Genomic DNA, 17424 nt, shown 5'->3' with positions numbered 1-17424 from the left:
AGCGATCCCTGGAAAAACTTAGTTCAGGATGGTCAGCTCGGTCTCGATGTCGAACAGGTGGACCTTGTGGGGATCGAATGCAACGCGGACGGTGTCTCCGTTGCGTGCCTTGGAGGTGGGAGCCACACGAGCGGTCATCTTGTTGCCCTTGTACTCCAGATACAGGTAGATCTCAGCGCCCATCATTTCGGAGACATCCACCTGAGCATCCAGCTGGCAGTCTGCGTGCTTTGCCATAAACTCGGGCTCGTCGTCGATATCCTCGGGACGGACGCCCATCTTGATCTTCTTGCCGACGTAAGCATCCAGCTTGCCGTCTGCGGTCTTCTCCTTGGGCAGGGGGATCACGTCGCCGCCCAGATCAACACCGTACAGCTCACCCTTCTTGATCAGGGTGCCGTCCAGGAAGTTCATCTGGGGGCTGCCGATGAAGCCAGCAACGAACATGTTGCAAGGCATATCGTACAGGTTCTGCGGGGTATCGACCTGCTGGATGATGCCGTCCTTCATAACAACGATACGGTCGCCCATGGTCATAGCCTCGGTCTGGTCGTGGGTAACGTAGATGAAGGTGGTAGCCAGCTTCTTGTGCAGCTTGATGATCTCGGTACGCATGGAGGTACGCAGCTTAGCATCCAGGTTGGACAGAGGCTCGTCCAGCAGGAAGACTGCCGGGTTACGAACCATTGCACGGCCCAGAGCAACACGCTGACGCTGACCACCGGACAGAGCCTTGGGCTTGCGGTCCAGCAGGTGCTCGATCTCCAGGATCTTAGCAGCCTCGTGCACGCGCTTGTCGATCTCGTCCTTCGGGGTCTTGCGCAGTTCCAGACCGAAAGCGATGTTCTTGTAAACGGTCATGTGGGGGTACAGAGCGTAGCTCTGGAACACCATTGCGATATCACGATCCTTCGGGGGAACGTCGTTGATCAGACGGCCACCGATGTACATTTCGCCCTTGGAGATCTCCTCCAGACCGGCGATCATGCGCAGGGTGGTGGACTTGCCGCAGCCAGAGGGGCCGACGAAGATGATGAATTCCTTATCCTGGATCTCCAGGTTAAAGTCGGTAACAGCGGGAGCGGTAGCACCCGGATAGATCTTATAGATGTGCTGGCAGCTGATCGAAGCCATAGTCGTTTGCCTCCATAATTTTTTATCAGGTTCGCACCGCTTCTTGACGAGGGGTGCTTTCGTTGGTACTATAATAACAGATAATTTTGTGATATAAAATAGCATTTTATTGATTAGAGGTGTCAGATATTGCTTTTTGATTGGAGTACCACCGCCGCGCTGGCCTCGGTACAGGATGTCCAGCCCGAAAGCCCCCTCACGCTGGCGGGCGAAGGACTGTGGGTGTGCCTTGTGTCCAGCGGAAAATGCACGGCTTCCCTGCCCGCTGCCGGGCCGTCCCCGGCGGGGTCGGCTCTCGTCCTGCCGCCCCAGAGCGTGTCTGCCGGCCATCTGATCCTGAGCCGTGCCCCGCTGGCCCTTGCCCCGGAGGGCGGCTGCCATCTGCTCTGCATCCAGCTCACCGGGCAGGCGGCGGCGCAGTTCCTCGCCGGGCTGACCGAGCTGCCCTTTCTGGCCCGCGGCGAGACCTGCCCTGCCGCCGCCGAACTGATGGGGCGGCTGGCCGCAGAGGCCGGGGCAGAGCTTCTCGGCACCCCGCACAGCCGCGCCGTCAGCCAGCTCGCCTTTGCACTGCTGTGCGAGCTGTCGGGGGCCGACAGCGCTGCGCCCTCCCTGCCGCCCCTCGTCACCGCCGCCATTGAGGACATCCGCGCAAACTACGCGGGCCTTTACGGCGTGGAGGAGCTGAGCGAACGGCTGGGCGTCTCGAAAAGCCACCTCGTCCGCACCTTCACGGCCGCAGTGGGGGTACCGCCGGGGCGGTATCTGACCACCGTCCGCATCGAAGCGGCCATGCGTCTGCTGCTCCACCGGGAGTACACACTGGACGTGGTAGCCAGCCTGTGCGGCTTTTCCGGTGCCAACTACCTGTGCCGGGTGTTCAAAAAAGAAACCGGCCAATCCCCCGCACAGTGGCGGGCAATGGCCGGTCAGGCAGTGCGCCCCCTCTCGCCCGCCGAAAGCAAACGGGAGCAGGAGCTTTATATCTAATGTACGGGGCTGCTCTGCCCCGCTTTTTTATGCCCTTCCGGCCTTCCGCTTCAGCAGGAAGACGGTCAGCGCCAGTGTGATGGCCTCCGAAACCGGGAACGCCGCCCAGACGCCGTTCATCCCGAACAGTGCGCTCAGCACCAGCGAGCAGACCACGATGGCCACCATGCCGCGGCAGATGGAGGTGACGGAGGCTTCCACCGGGCGGTTGGTCGCGCTCAGGTAGCCCGCCGCCACGATGTTGAACCCGGCGAAGAAGTATCCCACGAAGTAGATGCGCATCCCGCTGTGGGCAAACTCAGCCATGAGCGCGGAGTTCTCGCTGTTGAAAAGGGCCGTCAGCGCATCGGTATACCCGAACACGACGCCGTACAGCAGCGCCGCCAGCCCCAGCGCCGTGCCGCAGCCCAGCAGCAGGAGCTTTCTGGCCCCGGCCATCTCATTTTTGCCGTAGCACTCGCTCACCAGCGGCTGTGCACCCTGTGCTACGCCGTTGAAGATGGCCGTTGCCACCAGCGCAAAGTTCGCCACCACGCCATAGGCCGCCACCGCCACATTGCCCGCCAGACCCAGCAGCAGGAAGTTGAATACGGTGGTGGTAACGCCGGAGGACATCTCACCCACAAAGCCGGAAATGCCAAGCTGGCAGCTCTGGCCCAGCAGCCTGACGGACGGTGCCTTGCGCACAAAGGTGATGGTGTTGCTCTTCTTTATAAAATGTGCGCTGCATACGGCAATGCTCAATATCGGCGAAATGGCCGTTGCCAGCGCCGCACCGGCCAGCCCCAGACCCATGGGAAACATGAAAATATAGTCGAACACCACATTGAACAGGCTGCTGCTCAGGGTAGCCACCATGGCAAGGGAGGGGTCGCCGTCGTTGCGCACAAAGGCCGACACGATATAGTTGCACATGAAGAAGGGCGTGAACATAAGGAAGATACGGGCATACGGGATGCCCAGCGCCATGATCCCCGCGTCACCGCCCATCAGCCGCAGAAGGCCGCCGGGCGCAAAAATGCCCACCAGCAGGAACGGCACCGCCAGGATGCAGACGCTGAAAATGGCATTGGAGAAATAGCGCTGCGCCCGCGCATCCCCCTGCGCCCGCAGGATGGCGTAGCGGGTGGCCGCGCCAAGGCCGACCATGGAGCCGACGGCAAAGATGAAGTTGTAGACCGGCAGGCAGAGGTTGAGCAGGGTCACGCCGTCGGTACCCGCCGCCTGCGAGATGAAATAGGTATCGGCCAGAATGTAGCACGAGGTGCCCAGCAGGCCGAAGATATTCTGTGATACATATTTAAAGAACTGTTTTGTCAGATTCATGAAGCGTCCTTTCTGTCCATTCTTACACTTGTTCGCCAGTTTAGCACAGTTTTACGCAAAATGTCAATCTCGTGCGGCAGACCGCTCCCACGGAACGGTTGCTTTTCCCCCAGCCGCACGAGGGGAGTTTTACCGGCGAGTATCCGAGGTGGGGACCCGACGCGAAGCGTTGGGGAGGGCATGGAATGCCCTTTGACTCGCCGGGAAAAGCTCCCGGAGATGCGGCTCATGTAGAGCTCCCGCCAGATTTCCCGTTGACGAACCGCTTTTACCGGGTGTATACTTGTACCCTATTTTGATGGAAAGGAGGGAGCCGCCATGCCGGAAAAACCCCTGCTCTGCCTGGGCGAAGCCTGGCTGGAACTGACCGCTGACACACCGCCGGAGCTTGCCGGACAGTTTCAGGTGCAGGTCGGCGGCTGGGGGGCCGGACTCTGCCGCGCCTACACCCGCTGCGGCGGGCGGGCGGTGCTTCTCTCCCAGCTGGGGGCCGACCCCTTTGGCCGCAAGGCAGCGGCCCAGCTGGCGGCAGACGGTGTGGACTGCTCCCGCCTCTGCTTCACGGATGCAGCCCCCACCCCGGTGGTCTTCTCCGGCGCGGGCGAGACGCTCCCCTATCGCACCCGCTCCTCCGAGCTTTGTTATGCCCCGGAACAGCTGGACGCCGACACCTTCCGGGACGCCTTCGCGCTCTGCTTCTCCTCCGCCTGCCTGCTGGACTCCCCCGCCCGGCTGACTCACCTCAAGGCCATCGCCGCCGCGCGGGACGTCGGCACCTTCGTCTGCTATGCACCTCGGATGGCCGAGTCTGCGCCCTTCTGGCCGGACGCTGCTTCTCTACGGGAAACGGCCTGCGCATTTTTTCCACAGGCGGACGTTTTGTTGTTGAAAAGCAGCGACCTTTTCCCGCTGTTTGGCTCCCATGAGCTGCGCACCGCCCTGTTTGCCCTTTTTTCCGGCCATGTTCAGCTGATTTTTTATGCCGATTCGGAAAATATTCATCTTTTTACACGGAGCGTACTGCTTTCTGCGGCAAAAAACGACCTTACCGAGGCCGAACTGCTCCACCGGCTCTGCCGCCTGAACACCTGGCCGGACAAGCTGGCCGGCCTGCGGGAAAGTACGCTCCGCAAGCTCTTATTCTGAACTGCCTTTCATCTGCCCCCGTACAACGCACAAGACCCCCGGCCTGCGCCGGGGGTCTTGTGCTGCATTCTGCCAAAAACGCAAAAACAGGCAGCGCCGTGGAAAGGAGGATAAAGCGGTGCTGGCTGCGGTATGAGAACTCCCAAACATTTGCGGTTGTCAGGAGATGGTTGGTAGTCTGCCCGCCGCATTGGCTATTGCCTCGCATCAGCGGGGGACAGTGTTTTTTTCAAAGGGGGCCGCAGCATCGGTTTTCTGCCGAGGTGTGCGGTTTTCATTGCCTGCATTGGCATCCTGCGGGAGGATCGTTCGTTCCTCCCTGACTGCACCCTTATTGTACCGGATAAAAATGGAGTTTCTTTGTGAGGTTTTTGAACAAATTGAAAATATAAAAATCAGCCGCTCCGGGCAAAGCAAAAACCGGAGCGGCTGATTTCGAAGGAGGTAAACAGGTAAACGAATCGGATCGGAGAACATCCAGACGCTCATCCGGGGGTGCAGGCCCCGGACGGGCGGTCAGGCAAAGAAGGAGATGATGAGTGCTACCAGGAAGCCCACACCGCCAACCAGAGTTTCCATGATGGTCCAGGTCTTGAGGGTGGTCTTTTCATCCATGCCCACCAGGCTCTTCACCAGCCAGAAGCCGGAGTCGTTGAAGTGAGAGCAGACGGTGGAGCCGCCTGCAATGGCAGCGGTGACACAGGCCAGGTACAGCGGACTCAGCTCGCTGAGGCCGGGCATGGCGGAGATGATGCCGGCTGCCATGGTCATAGCCACGGTAGCGGAACCCACCGAGATACGCACCAGAGCAGCCACGATGAAGGCCACCAGCACCAGCGGCAGGCTGGCGTTTGCCACGGCGTTGCCGATGACATCGCCCAGACCGGAGTTCTGCAGCATATAGCGCAGCACGCCGCCGCAGGCAGTGACCAGCAGGATCATACCGGTGGGCTCCAGAGACTTGGTCATGATCTTTTCCAGCTGGGCGTTAGTGTAGCCGTGGCGGGTGCCCAGCAGGTACATAGCAGCGATGGTAGCCAGCAGCAGCGCCATGAAGGGCTCGCCGAGGAAGGCCAGAACGGGCTGGATGCCTGCCAGTGCGGGCACTACCTTTGCCACGGAGTTTGCGATGATGAGCAGCAGCGGGATCATGATGATGCCCACGATGGTGCCAAACTTGGGCAGCTTGCTCTCGTCAATGTCTGCCTGCTGTGCAACGTGCTCGGGGACTTCAACCATGTACTTTTTGCCGCAGATGCTGCCCCAGATGGGACCGGCGGCGATCATGGCGAAGATGCCGCAGAAGATGCCGATGAGGATGACCCAGCCCAGATCAACGCCCAGCATGCTGGCCACCAGAACGGGGCCCGGCGTGGGAGGGATGAAGGCGTGGCCGACAGCCAGACCGGCCAGCAGAGGGATGACATAGTACAGGACCGAGCGCTTGGTGCGCTTTGCCAGAGAGAAGGCCAGCGGGATCAGGATGATCAGACCGGCATCAAAGAACACCGGCATGGCCACCACCAGACCTGTGATACCCAGCGCCCATGCGGCTTTTTCGTCGCCGAACTTGCGCACCATGGTCACGGCCAGCGTCTGTGCGCCGCCGGATTCTTCCAGAATGGCACCGAACATGGAGCCAAGGCCCACCAGAAGAGCGATGCCCTTTAAGGTGTTGCCGATGCCTTCGTTGACCGAGCCGATGATGTCAGACAGGGGCATACCGGCCATCAGGCCGATGCCCACCGCACCGATCAGGATGGAGATCATGGCATGCACTTTGAACTTGATGATAAGGATGAGCAAAAGGATCAGGCCTGCTACGGCAGCAAATACCAGCCGTGCCGCATCGGGAGTCGCAACTGCTGTCATAATAGTTCCTCCATTTTTTGATTTTTGGTTGCACTTATCCAAGCCGTCCGGAAAAACGCACCGGGCAGTTTCCTTTTTGTTATTTCTTCGGCGTGTTTTACTCCATGTATGCACCCTTCATGGGGCTGACAGCGTGCTGAGAGTAGAGCTTCAGCAGGCCCTTGGTGTACTTGGGAGCCTTGGGCTTCCAGTTGGCACGGCGCTGGGCAAGGATAGCCTCCATCTCTTCGGGGGTCTTCGGCTCGCCCTTCACGCCCACAATGGCCAGCTTGCGGTTGTGGACGTCGATCTGGATCAGGTCGTCCGGCTCCACCAGAGCGATGGGGCCGCCCACAGCGGCCTCCGGGCTGACATGGCCAATGACCGGGCCGCGGCTTGCGCCGGAGAAGCGGCCGTCGGTGATGAGCGCCACGCTGGAAGCCAGCTTCGGGTCGGCGCAGATGGCCTCGCCGGTGTAGAACATCTCGGGCATGCCGCTGCCGCGGGGGCCTTCGTAACGGATGAAGATGGCGTCGCCGGGCTTCACCTCGCCGTGCAGGACAGCGGAGATGCACTCTTCCTCGCTGTCAAAGGGCCTTGCGCGCAGGGTGGCGTGGAACATGTTCTTGGGGCAGGCGGTGTGCTTGATGACACTGCCCTCCGGGGCCAGATTGCCCTTCAGGATAGCGATGCTGCCGTCGGTGCCCTTGGCGTTGTCAAAGCTGTGGATGATATCCTCGCGGCTGACCGGGCGGGCAAAGTCGGCGGTCTTTTCGGCCAGGATGGCGTCGCAGTGCTCGTAGAAGCCGTTCTTCTTCAGGTCTTCCAGGTTTTCGCCCAGCGTCTTGCCGGTGACAGTCATCACGTCCAGATGCAGCATGGACTTGATCTCTTCCATCACGCGGGGCACGCCGCCTGCATAGTAGAAGTACTGCGCGGGCCAGTCGCCGGAAGGACGGATGTTCAGCAGATAGTGTGCGCCGCGGTGCATCCGGTCAAAGGTGTCGGCATCGATCTCAAAGCCGAACTCGTGGGCAATGGCGGGCAGATGCATGGTGGCATTGGTGGAGCCGGAGATGGCGGCGTGCACCATGATGGCGTTTTCAAAGCTCTTCATGGTGACGATGTCCTTGGCCTTGATGCCCTTGGCCACCAGCTTCATCACCTGAACGCCGGCATCATAGGCAGCCTGCTTCAGCTCCGGGGCGGTGGCCGGCATCAGGGCGGTACCGGGCAGCATCAGGCCCAGAGCCTCGGCCATGATCTGCATGGTAGAAGCGGTGCCCATAAAGGAGCAGGCACCGCAGCTGGGGCAGGCATTGTGCTTGTAGTAGTCCAGCTGCTCGTTGGGGATCACGCCCGTCTTTTCCCATGCGTCGAACTTGCCGATCTGTTCCAGCGTCAGCAGGTCGTTGATGGCGCAGGCGGGGTCGTTGACCACGTACTTCTTGGGCAGGGTGTGGGCTTCCATCACGCCGCCGGTGACCACGATGGCGCTCATATCCTTCAGGCGGCCAATGCTCATCAGCATGGCGGGCATGGACTTGTCGCAGCTGGCGATGAACACGCCGCCGTCGTACACGGTGGCGTTAGCCTGAGCCTCCACCAGATTCACGATGGCGTCACGGTGGGGCAGCGAGTAGTTGATGCCGTCGTGGCCCTGTGCGATGCCGTCGCACATATCGGTTGCAAAATAGCGTGCAGCCTTGCCGCCGTGGGTGTTGACTGCCTGTACAGCCTCCTTCACGAACTGATCCAGATGGGCGCTGCCGGGGTGGCTGTCGCCAAAGGTGCTCTCCACCATGATCTGGGGCTTTGCAAGGTCGTCCACCTTCCAGCCCATGCCGATCTTCAGCGGATCGTTTTCCGGTGCCAGCGTGCGGACTTCCTGTGAACGAAGTTCCATAATCCTTACCTCCAAATATCGCTTGTTTCCGTTCTTTTTTCCGTAGAGCCTTTTGTGATTTCATTGTAAATCTGCGGACATCTTTTTGCAAGTTGTTCCATATACGTCCTGCTATTTGTGCAAAAAATCTGGGATACATCATGCACTTTGCCCAATTTCGGGCGACTTTTTCATAAAATTCACCCTCACAGCCGGGTTTTGCAAACTGCCGGAGCAAAAAGTCATCAGATGACTTTGGATATAAAAATACCCTGCACGGTATTTCGCCGTGCAGGGCCGGTATCATTTGAGAAATCCCGCCATTCCAACTGTCCCGTCATCGGGATCTTCGCCGTCGTAGATCTTCTTGATATAGGTGCGGTTGAAGTTCAGGTGCATCACCATGGCAGACCGGGCGCCAATGGGGTCATGCCGGGCAATGGCTTCAGTGATCATGCGGTGGGTCAGGATGGTCTCCTCCGTCAGCTTTTTGTGGGTGACGTTCACGAACATCATGACCGCCGTATCGATAATGGGGATCAGCTGCTCCACCACCATGTTCTTGCTGCTCTCTGCGATGCAGGTATGGAATGCGATGTCGTCCTCAATGTAGCGGTCGCCATTGTGGATCTTGCTCTCCACCCGGTCGCACAGGCGCTGGATGCGCTCGATGTCCTCGTCGGAAGCGTTCAGCGCTGCCATCTCGGCCATGCCCGGTTCCAGCAGCAGGCGCACGTTCACCAGATCCAGCGCCAGTGCGTTCTTGTCCTGCACGCTGCGCAGGTTCAGCGGGTCCGAAAGGCCCTTGGCGGTCGTGACCACATAGGTGCCGGAGCCCCGCCGCACCTCCACGATGCCCTTGCTGGAAAGCAGCTTCACCGCTTCGCGCACCGTGCTGCGGCCCACACCGAATTTTTCGCCCAGCTCAAATTCATTGGGCAACTTGGCTCCCGGCTCCAGCGGGGTATCCAGAATATAGTGGTAGATCTGGTCTTCGACCTGCTCAGCCAGCAGCTTGTTTTTTAAGTGTGAAAATTCGCTCATTTTTGTTTTACCTTCTTATAGTGCTCCATCGTCCTGCACAACCCACAGACTACTTCCGCGCAATTCTACTCAATCAAAAGCTGCCATGTTATTCGGGTATCTCATCGACTTCTCTTGCAATTGATTCAAAAATTTCGGATTCTTCTTTTGTTTCCACGTGATTCGGATTTGACAACATTGTATCCATTAGACTCGTTTTCAGCCTCTCACAGCAGGGCTTAAAGGAGACATATGTAATGCCTCCACCAATGATCCCACCAGCAACTGGGATAGCCTTCTTGAAGAAGCCAGAGAACACTTCTTTTGTCATTTTGACACCGAACCATTTCGCAATACTTTTTACGATTGGGTAGATTGCTCCTTTTGTCAGGGCTTTTTTCATCAGTTGCTTCTCAACACCTGCACCAAGTGCTTTCGCCATCGCTTTGATTGCATTATTGGCACCTGCCACCCCAAACATCACACCCATAGCCAGAATCAAGGTGTTCATCGTAGAGGTATCGATCTGTGCTTCATTATCAGCAGATATAATTTCCGGAAAGCCATATAGATACATCAGTTCCTGTGCCGCCCTAAGCGTGTATCCATAATACTGCATAATATCTGTTGGAATGGTCGCCGCCATAGCTGCACCGCCGGGTGCTCCCAGTGCGGCTGAGATTCCAGACACAAAATACCGCTCGTGCTGAATCATTGCATCTGCAATTTTATTGATTTCCTCTATTGGTATACCAGCTTCCATCGGGGTTATTGCAATCGCTTTCTCAATGATTTCAGTCTCATAATGTACTCGAAACTCATTCGTCAAGAACTTGCTTCGTTCCACTTTCACGCCCGGTGTTTTTAATCCAAGAACGATAATGTCTTCAATATCTACCTTGCCATCGTGGTTTGCATCCAGTTGTTCCATAAGAGCGGCTTTGATATTCGAGCCAGCATCCAACACCACAGTTTTTCCAGCTGTCAGTGTATTCCCTGTCTTCTGAACTGTATCTCCGATATTCTGAACTATTTTAGGCGTCACTGTATCATTGAATTTCTTTGCACCAGATTGTACAGAACTCAAACTTTTGCTAAAAACATCTTTTATTGTAGCCATTGCGATTTTCCTTTCTCCTCAGTCTATCACGTTTTCTGCCGTTACATCATTTGTCCACTGACACCGAACACAAGCCCATTCTCCATTCGCTGTCGTAAACCCCGGTTGAACATTCAAAAACTCACCACATCCATCGCAGAACCAGAACACTGCACCGTTGAGCATATCATTTTGTGATATGCAGTACGCGCAATTCTGGCATTGCCACACATTCTCCATAAGAAACATCGTTCCGAAACAGGATGGGCAGTCCATCGTTTCAAGTTGTTTGAATTTTTCGGTCTGCTCCCGCTTTGCCGCATAAGCTCCCAATTTTTTAGAAGTGTTCACTACTTTATGACGGGCAGAAAGTTTGATTTTTTTCATTTTGTACCTCCATGATAAGGTGTGTATTCGTATCATAAGGGAAAATGAAAATTTCGCGTGTGCTCTGTTTATGGCTTGCCACATTCGTTCCGCTCAACCTACGCACCATATCAACACGCTCCGCGCAAAGGCCAGAAAAACTATTTCTGCTTTTTGTTCCGGAACTTGCTGAACGTTGTCCGGATGCACAGGAAGCTCAGCGCTTCTGTCGGGACAGGGCACAGACCACTTCAATATGTTCGCTGTTCGGGAACATATCGACCGGGGTGAAGCCCTCGGCCCGGTAGCCTTTTTTCGTCAGCAGGGCCAGGTCACGGGCCATGGTCTCCGGGTTGCAGCTCACGTAGACCACACGTTTCGGGGCCATGCGGGCCACGCTTTCGATAAACTGCGGCGTAGAGCCCTCCCGCGGCGGGTCCATAAAGATCACGTCTGCGCGTTCACCAGCCGCAGCGGCTTCGCCGATCCAGGCCGTGGCGTCGGCGGCAAAGAAGCGGGCGTTCTTCACGCCATTGTGCTTTGCATTGCCTATGGCATCGTGCACCGCTTCGCGGTTCACCTCCACGCCCACTACCTGCTTTGCATGGTCGGCGGCGGTCAGGCCGATGGTTCCGATGCCGCAGTAGGCATCCAGCACCACTTCTCTGCCGGTCAGCTGGGCAGCCTCCACGGCCAGACCGTAGAGCACCGCCGTCTGCACCGGGTTCACCTGATAGAAGCTGCGCGGGCTGAGCGCATACGTCTTGCCGCAAAGCTCGTCCAGAATGAATCCCTTGCCGTACAGCACCTTTTCCATATCGCCCAGCACCACGCTGGTGCGGCGGGGGTTGTAGTTCTGCACGATGGTCGTCACGGGGACCTTCCGCTTTTCAGCCTCTGCCAGCAGGGCGCGGACAAAGTTCTTTGCGCCGGGCAGAATGGGCTGAGCCGTCACCAGCACCACCATCACCTGCCCGGTGGCGGCGCCCCGGCGCAGCAGGCAGTGACGCAGAAGGCCGGTGCCCTGATCTTCCCGGAAAGGCTGATACCGGCAGGCCGCTGCCGCTGCGCGGACGGCTTCCAGCACGGTATCCAGCACCTCGTCTTCCAGCAGGCAGCGCTCCACCGGCAGCACCTTATGGGTCCCGGCGGCATAGATGCCGGACACGAGTTTTCCACCCTGCCCGGCGGCAAAGGTGGAGATCACCTTGTTCCGATAGTGGTACGGCGTTTCCATGCCCCGGATGGGGTGCACCGGGCCGTATCTGCCCAGCAGGGCGCGGACTTTTTCCTCCTTCTGCTTCAGCTGGTCTGCATAGGGCAGTTCCAGCAACGGGCAGCCGCCGCAGTTCTTTGCACGATTTTTACAGTTCATTTTACTCTCCTTTATCTCTGCTCCCGCTGCCCAATCAGCGGAGCCCTGTCGTTCCTCATTTACAAAAGCCTTTTCACCCAGCACAACTTGACCGGCCTGCCAATGGCTCTCCCTTCGGGAGAGCTGGCACGCGAAGCGTGACTGAGAGGGCTCACCCATACGGGTCATACAGATCGTATTCTTCGGCCTCGGCGTGCTTTTCTTCCAGCACGGCCATCGCCTGTTCCAGCTGGCTCTGGGAGCAGCCGCTCTCGCTGACAAGGGCGCGGACGGCCTCGGCCAGGTCGCCGCCAAAAACGGCATCCAGACGCTGGCGCATGGTCCAGACGCCGTAGGCGCGTTTCGTGAGGGTGGGCGTGTAGGTGTTACGGTTCTGTTCCTTGCCGCTCTTCACCCAGCCCTTGTCTTCCAGCCGGTAGAGAAAATTCAGCACGGTGGCCGGCCGCCAGCCTTTTGCGGCCAGCTTCTCTCCGATGTCCCGCCGGGAGGCGGGCTGTTTGCAGCTCCACACGGCCAGCAGCACCTGTTCTTCCGCCGCCGAAAGCGGTCTCAGACGGTCCGGGATGCCATACATTGCAGGGTTCGCCCTCCTTTTTTGATTTTACATTTGTCTCTGTTTGTTTGATTTTACCGAAAAGTCCCGCTTTTTTCAAGGGCAGAATTTCGGCTGTTCTGCCCTGTTTTTCCGTCTATTTTACATTTGTCTCCGTTTCTGTATTTGTATCAAACACATTTGTGCGTTCCGTGCTTTCAGTGCACGGTCAGACGCGCATCTTTGTGCAAAGATGCTCTTGTTTTCGCACCCTCAAAACCATTATACTACGGACAAAACCAGAGCACAATGCCGCCGGAGATTCGGGCGGCGCGGAATCAGGAAAGGGAGAGTTCATTATGGCACGAGTTTACAACTTCAGCGCAGGCCCCAGCATGCTGCCCGAGAAGGTGCTCAGGCAGGCACAGGCAGAGCTGCTCGAGTATGGCGACAGCGGTCAGAGCGTGATGGAGATGAGCCACCGCAGCAAGTGGTTCGATGCCATCATCAAGGACACCGAGGCCACCCTGCGCCGGGTAATGGACATTCCCGACAACTACAAGGTCGGTTTCTTTCAGGGCGGTGCCACCCAGCAATTTGCCATGGTCCCGCTGAATTTCATGACCACCGGCAAAGCAGATTACCTTGTCACCGGCAACTTCTCGAACCTTGCCGCCAAGGAAGCCGCCAAGTTCGGTGAGGTGAACATCGTTGCTTCCAGCAAGGACAAGAACTTCACCTACATCCCGAACGTGAACGCCATCAACTATGATAAGGATGCCAGCTACATCCACATCTGCCAGAACAACACCATCTTCGGCACTCAGTTTGTCGAGGTACCGCAGGTGGAGGGTGTGCCTCTGGTAGCCGACATGAGCTCCATGATCCTCTCCAAGCCCGTGGATGTGACCAAGTACGGCTGCATCTACTTCGGCGTGCAGAAGAATGTAGCTCCCGCCGGCATGGCAATTGCCATCGTCCGCGACGACCTGCTGGGCCATGCCGCCGACAATGTGCCCACCATGATGAACTACACCACCCTGCTGGGCAAGGACAGCATGTACAACACGCCCCCCTGCTGGTGCATCTATATGACCGGTCTGGTGCTCAAGTATCTGGAAAACGACATCGGCGGTCTTGCCAACATGCAGAAGATCAACGAAGCCAAGGCCAAAGTGCTGTACGACTATCTGGACGGTCAGGGCTTCTTCACGAATCCTGTGGAGCACCGCTACCGCAGCACCATGAATGTCACCTTCACCAGCCCCAATGCAGATCTGGACAAGAAGTTCTGCGCCGAAGCTGCAGAAGCAGGCTTCGTGAACCTAAAGGGCCACCGTCTGGTGGGCGGCATGCGCGCTTCCATCTACAACGCCATGCCTGCCGAGGGCGTGGATAAGCTGGTGGACTTCATGGAGAAGTTCCGCAAGGAGAATGCGTAATGTTTACCATCAAAACTTTGAACGCCATCAGCCCGGTGGGTCTGGCAAAGCTGAATAAAAACCTTTTTGACGTCTCGGTGGGTGCCGACGCGCCGGACGGCATCCTCGTTCGCAGCGCCGACATGCTGAATACCGCCTTCAACGACAATCTTCTGGCCATCGCCCGCGCCGGTGCCGGCGTGAACAACATCCCGCTGGACCGCTGCAGTGAGCAGGGCATCGTGGTGTTCAACACCCCCGGTGCCAACGCCAACGCTGTGGCCGAGCTGGTGATCGGCATGCTGATCGCCGGCAGCCGCAATGTGGCTGTTGCTGCCCAGTGGTGTCAGGGTCTTGTCGGCGACCCCGCCATGGCAAAGACCGTGGAAAAGGGCAAGAAGCAGTTCGTGGGCAACGAGATCAAGGGCAAGACGCTGGGTGTCATCGGTCTGGGTGCCATCGGCTCCCGCGTGGCCAACTGCGCCATTGAGCTGGGCATGGAGGTCTACGGCTACGACCCCTACATCTCCATTGACGCCGCCTGGAACCTGAGCAGTCAGGTACGCCACTGCGTGAACCTGAACGACATGCTGCCCCTGTGCGACTACATCACCATCCATGTGCCCTACCTGCCCACCACCAAGGACACCATCAACGCCCAGACCCTTGCCCTGTGCAAGGACGGCGTGAAGATCCTGAACTACGCCCGCGGGGAACTGGTGAACACCGAAGCCCTGCTGGAAGCCATGGAGACCGGCAAGGTGTCCGGCTACATGACCGACTTCCCGTCTGAGGCCATTCTGGGCAAGTCCGGCATCGTGTGCACCCCCCATCTGGGCGCTTCCACCCCGGAAGCCGAGGACAACTGCGCTGTCATGGCCGCAAAGGAGCTGAGCGACTACCTGAAGAACGGCAACATCATCCACTCGGTGAACATGCCGGAGGTCAACCAGCCCCGCGCCGGCGGCAAGCGCATCTGCATCATCCACAAAAATGAGCCGGGCATGATCAGCCAGATCACCGCCCTGACCACCGAAGCCGGTCTGAACATCGAGAACATGGTGAACAAGAGCAAAAAGAACATGGCCTACACCATGCTGGATGCTACCGGTGCTGTGGACAAGAAGCTGGCCGAAAAGCTGGCTGCCATCCCCGCCGTGATCCGGGTGCGCATCCTGTAATTTTCTGCCATTCTCCATTTCCTATATTCCTGATCGCTGCATCCGCAGCCAAAAAAGCCTGGGGCCTTTTCTGCAAGGTCTCAGGCTTTTTTGGCTCTATTCTCCCGCAAAGAGGACGGTGCGGCCGTCCTCCTGCGCTCTAATGTGCCGCATTTTGCCAAAATCCGCATGGGTTTGCAGAAATATGAACGAATTTTATGTTGCGTTTGTTCCAACTTTGCTGTAAAATGAAGAAATGACAGTCTTGGAAATATCAGGAAACCGCGAGGACGATACTATGATGAAAAAGATCTCCCGCCGCTCTTTTTTGCAGGCGTCCGGCGTGCTGGCAGCCATGGCGGCTCTGACCGCCTGCGGCGGCAGCCAGACCGAGACCGGCAAAACAGCGGATGCGCACGAAGCCATCACCTTTATGGCACCTTATAAGGAGATAGAAGCCTTTATTGAGCAGGTACACAGCGTTTACCCGGAAGTGAACATCGAGGTCGTGCCCTACAGCGGCGATAACACCACCACCTGTTTGCAGAATATGTTTGCGGCGGGCGACCTGCCGGACGTCTGCACCTTGACCTACTACGACCCCCGGATCGATCTGGTCTCCGACAAACTGCTGGACCTTTCCGGCTACGATTTTACGGATAACTATGTGGAGTCCCGTCTGCAGGACGTGTTCGACAACGGTGCCATCTACCTGCTGCCCTCGACCTACAACTGCTACGGCATCACCTACAACAAGACCCTGCTGAAAAAATACGGCTGGGAGCTGCCCAATTCTTTCGCTGAGCTGGAAGAACTGGCTGCAAAGGCCAAGAAAGCAGAGGTCGATCTCTGTCTGCCGCAGATCCAGTATCCGGGCTATGGTTTCCAGTATCTGTGCAACATTGCGGACGCCGATTTCCTCGGCACACTGGACGGCAGGCTGTGGCAGCGGGATTATCTGTCCGGTAAGGCGAATGTCAGCAATACCCCCGGCATGATGCAGGCGATGGCCTATGTCCAGAAGTGGAAGGACATCGGGATGCTGAACGACACCGGCGACGCTCTTGACGACAATGTGACCCGGCAGAGGATGACCGAAGGTAACACCCTGTTTTTGATGGGCGGCACCAACGGCATCGTGGAGGCAGACGGCAACGCCGATAAATACGGGCTGATGCCGTTTCTCTCGGAGGACGGCACCCAGAACGTTTTTGTGCTGAATGTGAACCGCTTCTACGGTCTGAATAAAAAGCTGGAGCAGGACCCCCAGAAGCTGGAAGATGCGCTCAAGGTGATGCGTGTGCTTTCCACCGTTGCAGGCACCAGCGCTCTGCAGCCCGCAACGGCGCTGAAAAGCAGCCTGCTGCCCTTCAAGGACGCAAAAGCGGACGGCACCTACTATGCCGACATCGCCGATGCCCTGAATGCAGGCAACACCGCGCCCTTTATCTATTCCGGCTGGGAAAACACCATCGTGACCACCGGCCTTAAAATGCTGGACTTCATGAAGGGCAATGCCACCATGGAGGATGTGGTCCGTCAGCTGGACGAGGATCAGGATAGTGTGGTGAACAACACCCCGGATACCATCACTACCGTTACGGAGGAGCTTTCGCAGGAGGACTGCGCCATGCTGGTGGGCCGCTGTTTTGCACAGGCTACCGGCAGCGACCTTGCGCTGGTGTCGCTGAGCACATGGATCCCCGGCAACCCCACCGATCAGAACCATCACGGCGTAGCGGCCAAGCTGTACGCCAAGGGCATTACGGATTACGACCTTTCGGTGATCCTGCCCACCGGCTGGAACCGCACCATCCAGACCGTTACCCTGACCGGGCAGCAGATCAACGACCTGCTGGCCACGGGCTACGATGCCTACGGCAACGGCAAGGGATACCCCTATGTGCTGGTAAGCCCGGTGCAGCCGGATGCGGGCAAGACCTATCAGGTTGCCATCTGCGGTGTGAGCGACCAGTTGGCTGCGGAGACCACGGTCACAGACAGCGGCGTGGTGGGCATGGATGCTGCAAAAGCCTTCTTTGGTGCATACACCACCATCAGCCGGGCAGATACCGCATGGAGCTAGGGTGCGTCTGAAACAGAACAGACAGGAGAT

At 57.8% G+C, this 17424-nt stretch carries 14 protein-coding genes; 5 read left to right on the top strand and 9 right to left on the bottom strand.

The window, feature by feature from the left end:
- Window positions 1-18 precede the first annotated feature (18 nt).
- A complete protein-coding gene (locus ACNQFG_RS05425) occupies window positions 19-1134 on the bottom strand; it encodes an ABC transporter ATP-binding protein (protein WP_097773796.1) in 1116 nt (371 codons plus the stop codon).
- A 129-nt stretch (window positions 1135-1263) separates the two neighbouring features.
- On the opposite strand from ACNQFG_RS05425, the gene ACNQFG_RS05420 reads away from it, so the two are divergent.
- Entirely contained in the window at window positions 1264-2124 is an 861-nt protein-coding gene (locus ACNQFG_RS05420; protein ID WP_423406269.1) for a helix-turn-helix transcriptional regulator, read from the top strand.
- A 27-nt stretch (window positions 2125-2151) separates the two neighbouring features.
- On the opposite strand, the gene ACNQFG_RS05415 is transcribed toward ACNQFG_RS05420, so the two are convergent.
- Window positions 2152-3450, bottom strand: a complete 1299-nt coding sequence (locus ACNQFG_RS05415) for an MATE family efflux transporter (RefSeq protein ID WP_423406268.1) — start codon at window positions 3448-3450, stop codon at window positions 2152-2154.
- A 318-nt stretch (window positions 3451-3768) separates the two neighbouring features.
- Here ACNQFG_RS05415 and ACNQFG_RS05410 point away from each other — a divergent pair, with 318 nt between their 5' ends.
- On the top strand, window positions 3769-4596 hold the full coding sequence (locus ACNQFG_RS05410; RefSeq protein WP_423406267.1) for a PfkB family carbohydrate kinase: 828 nt from the start codon (window positions 3769-3771) through the stop codon (window positions 4594-4596).
- Window positions 4597-5112: 516 nt separating this feature from the next.
- On the opposite strand, the gene ACNQFG_RS05405 is transcribed toward ACNQFG_RS05410, so the two are convergent.
- From ACNQFG_RS05405 to ACNQFG_RS05375, 7 genes are all read right to left on the bottom strand, one after another.
- Window positions 5113-6468: a GntP family permease gene (locus ACNQFG_RS05405; protein WP_249236492.1), complete on the bottom strand. Its 1356-nt coding sequence runs from the start codon at window positions 6466-6468 to the stop codon at window positions 5113-5115.
- A 97-nt stretch (window positions 6469-6565) separates the two neighbouring features.
- The gene (ilvD, locus tag ACNQFG_RS05400) at window positions 6566-8353 is read right to left on the bottom strand and encodes a dihydroxy-acid dehydratase (protein ID WP_423406266.1); all 1788 of its coding nucleotides are present in this window, start codon (window positions 8351-8353) and stop codon (window positions 6566-6568) included.
- Between the two features lie 282 nt (window positions 8354-8635).
- Entirely contained in the window at window positions 8636-9376 is a 741-nt protein-coding gene (locus tag ACNQFG_RS05395) for a FadR/GntR family transcriptional regulator (protein WP_423406265.1), read from the bottom strand.
- An 88-nt stretch (window positions 9377-9464) separates the two neighbouring features.
- Window positions 9465-10475 (bottom strand): hypothetical protein, encoded by a 1011-nt coding sequence (locus ACNQFG_RS05390; protein ID WP_423406264.1) that lies wholly within the window; start codon window positions 10473-10475, stop codon window positions 9465-9467.
- An 18-nt stretch (window positions 10476-10493) separates the two neighbouring features.
- Window positions 10494-10841, bottom strand: a complete 348-nt coding sequence (locus ACNQFG_RS05385) for a hypothetical protein (protein ID WP_423406263.1) — start codon at window positions 10839-10841, stop codon at window positions 10494-10496.
- Window positions 10842-11037: 196 nt separating this feature from the next.
- Window positions 11038-12195, bottom strand: coding sequence for a 23S rRNA (uracil(1939)-C(5))-methyltransferase RlmD (gene rlmD / locus ACNQFG_RS05380; RefSeq protein ID WP_423406262.1), 1158 nt, complete (start codon window positions 12193-12195; stop codon window positions 11038-11040).
- 151 nt (window positions 12196-12346) lie between these two features.
- The gene (locus ACNQFG_RS05375; protein WP_118552500.1) at window positions 12347-12769 is read right to left on the bottom strand and encodes a BlaI/MecI/CopY family transcriptional regulator; all 423 of its coding nucleotides are present in this window, start codon (window positions 12767-12769) and stop codon (window positions 12347-12349) included.
- Between the two features lie 317 nt (window positions 12770-13086).
- On the opposite strand from ACNQFG_RS05375, the gene serC reads away from it, so the two are divergent.
- From serC to ACNQFG_RS05360, 3 genes are all read left to right on the top strand, one after another.
- The gene (gene serC, locus ACNQFG_RS05370) at window positions 13087-14169 is read left to right on the top strand and encodes a 3-phosphoserine/phosphohydroxythreonine transaminase (protein ID WP_423406261.1); all 1083 of its coding nucleotides are present in this window, start codon (window positions 13087-13089) and stop codon (window positions 14167-14169) included.
- On the top strand, window positions 14169-15329 hold the full coding sequence (locus ACNQFG_RS05365; RefSeq protein ID WP_423406260.1) for a phosphoglycerate dehydrogenase: 1161 nt from the start codon (window positions 14169-14171) through the stop codon (window positions 15327-15329). Before serC ends, ACNQFG_RS05365 begins: the two co-directional genes overlap by 1 nt.
- A 277-nt stretch (window positions 15330-15606) precedes the next feature.
- Window positions 15607-17394 (top strand): extracellular solute-binding protein, encoded by a 1788-nt coding sequence (locus ACNQFG_RS05360; RefSeq protein WP_423406259.1) that lies wholly within the window; start codon window positions 15607-15609, stop codon window positions 17392-17394.
- The last annotated feature ends 30 nt before the right edge of the window (window positions 17395-17424 follow it).

The organism is Faecalibacterium prausnitzii (genome assembly GCF_049532945.1).
GTDB lineage: Bacteria > Bacillota > Clostridia > Oscillospirales > Ruminococcaceae > Faecalibacterium > Faecalibacterium prausnitzii_N.
Note: the sequence above shows the minus strand (reverse complement) of the source record. Positions and strands in the feature narration are given on the sequence as shown.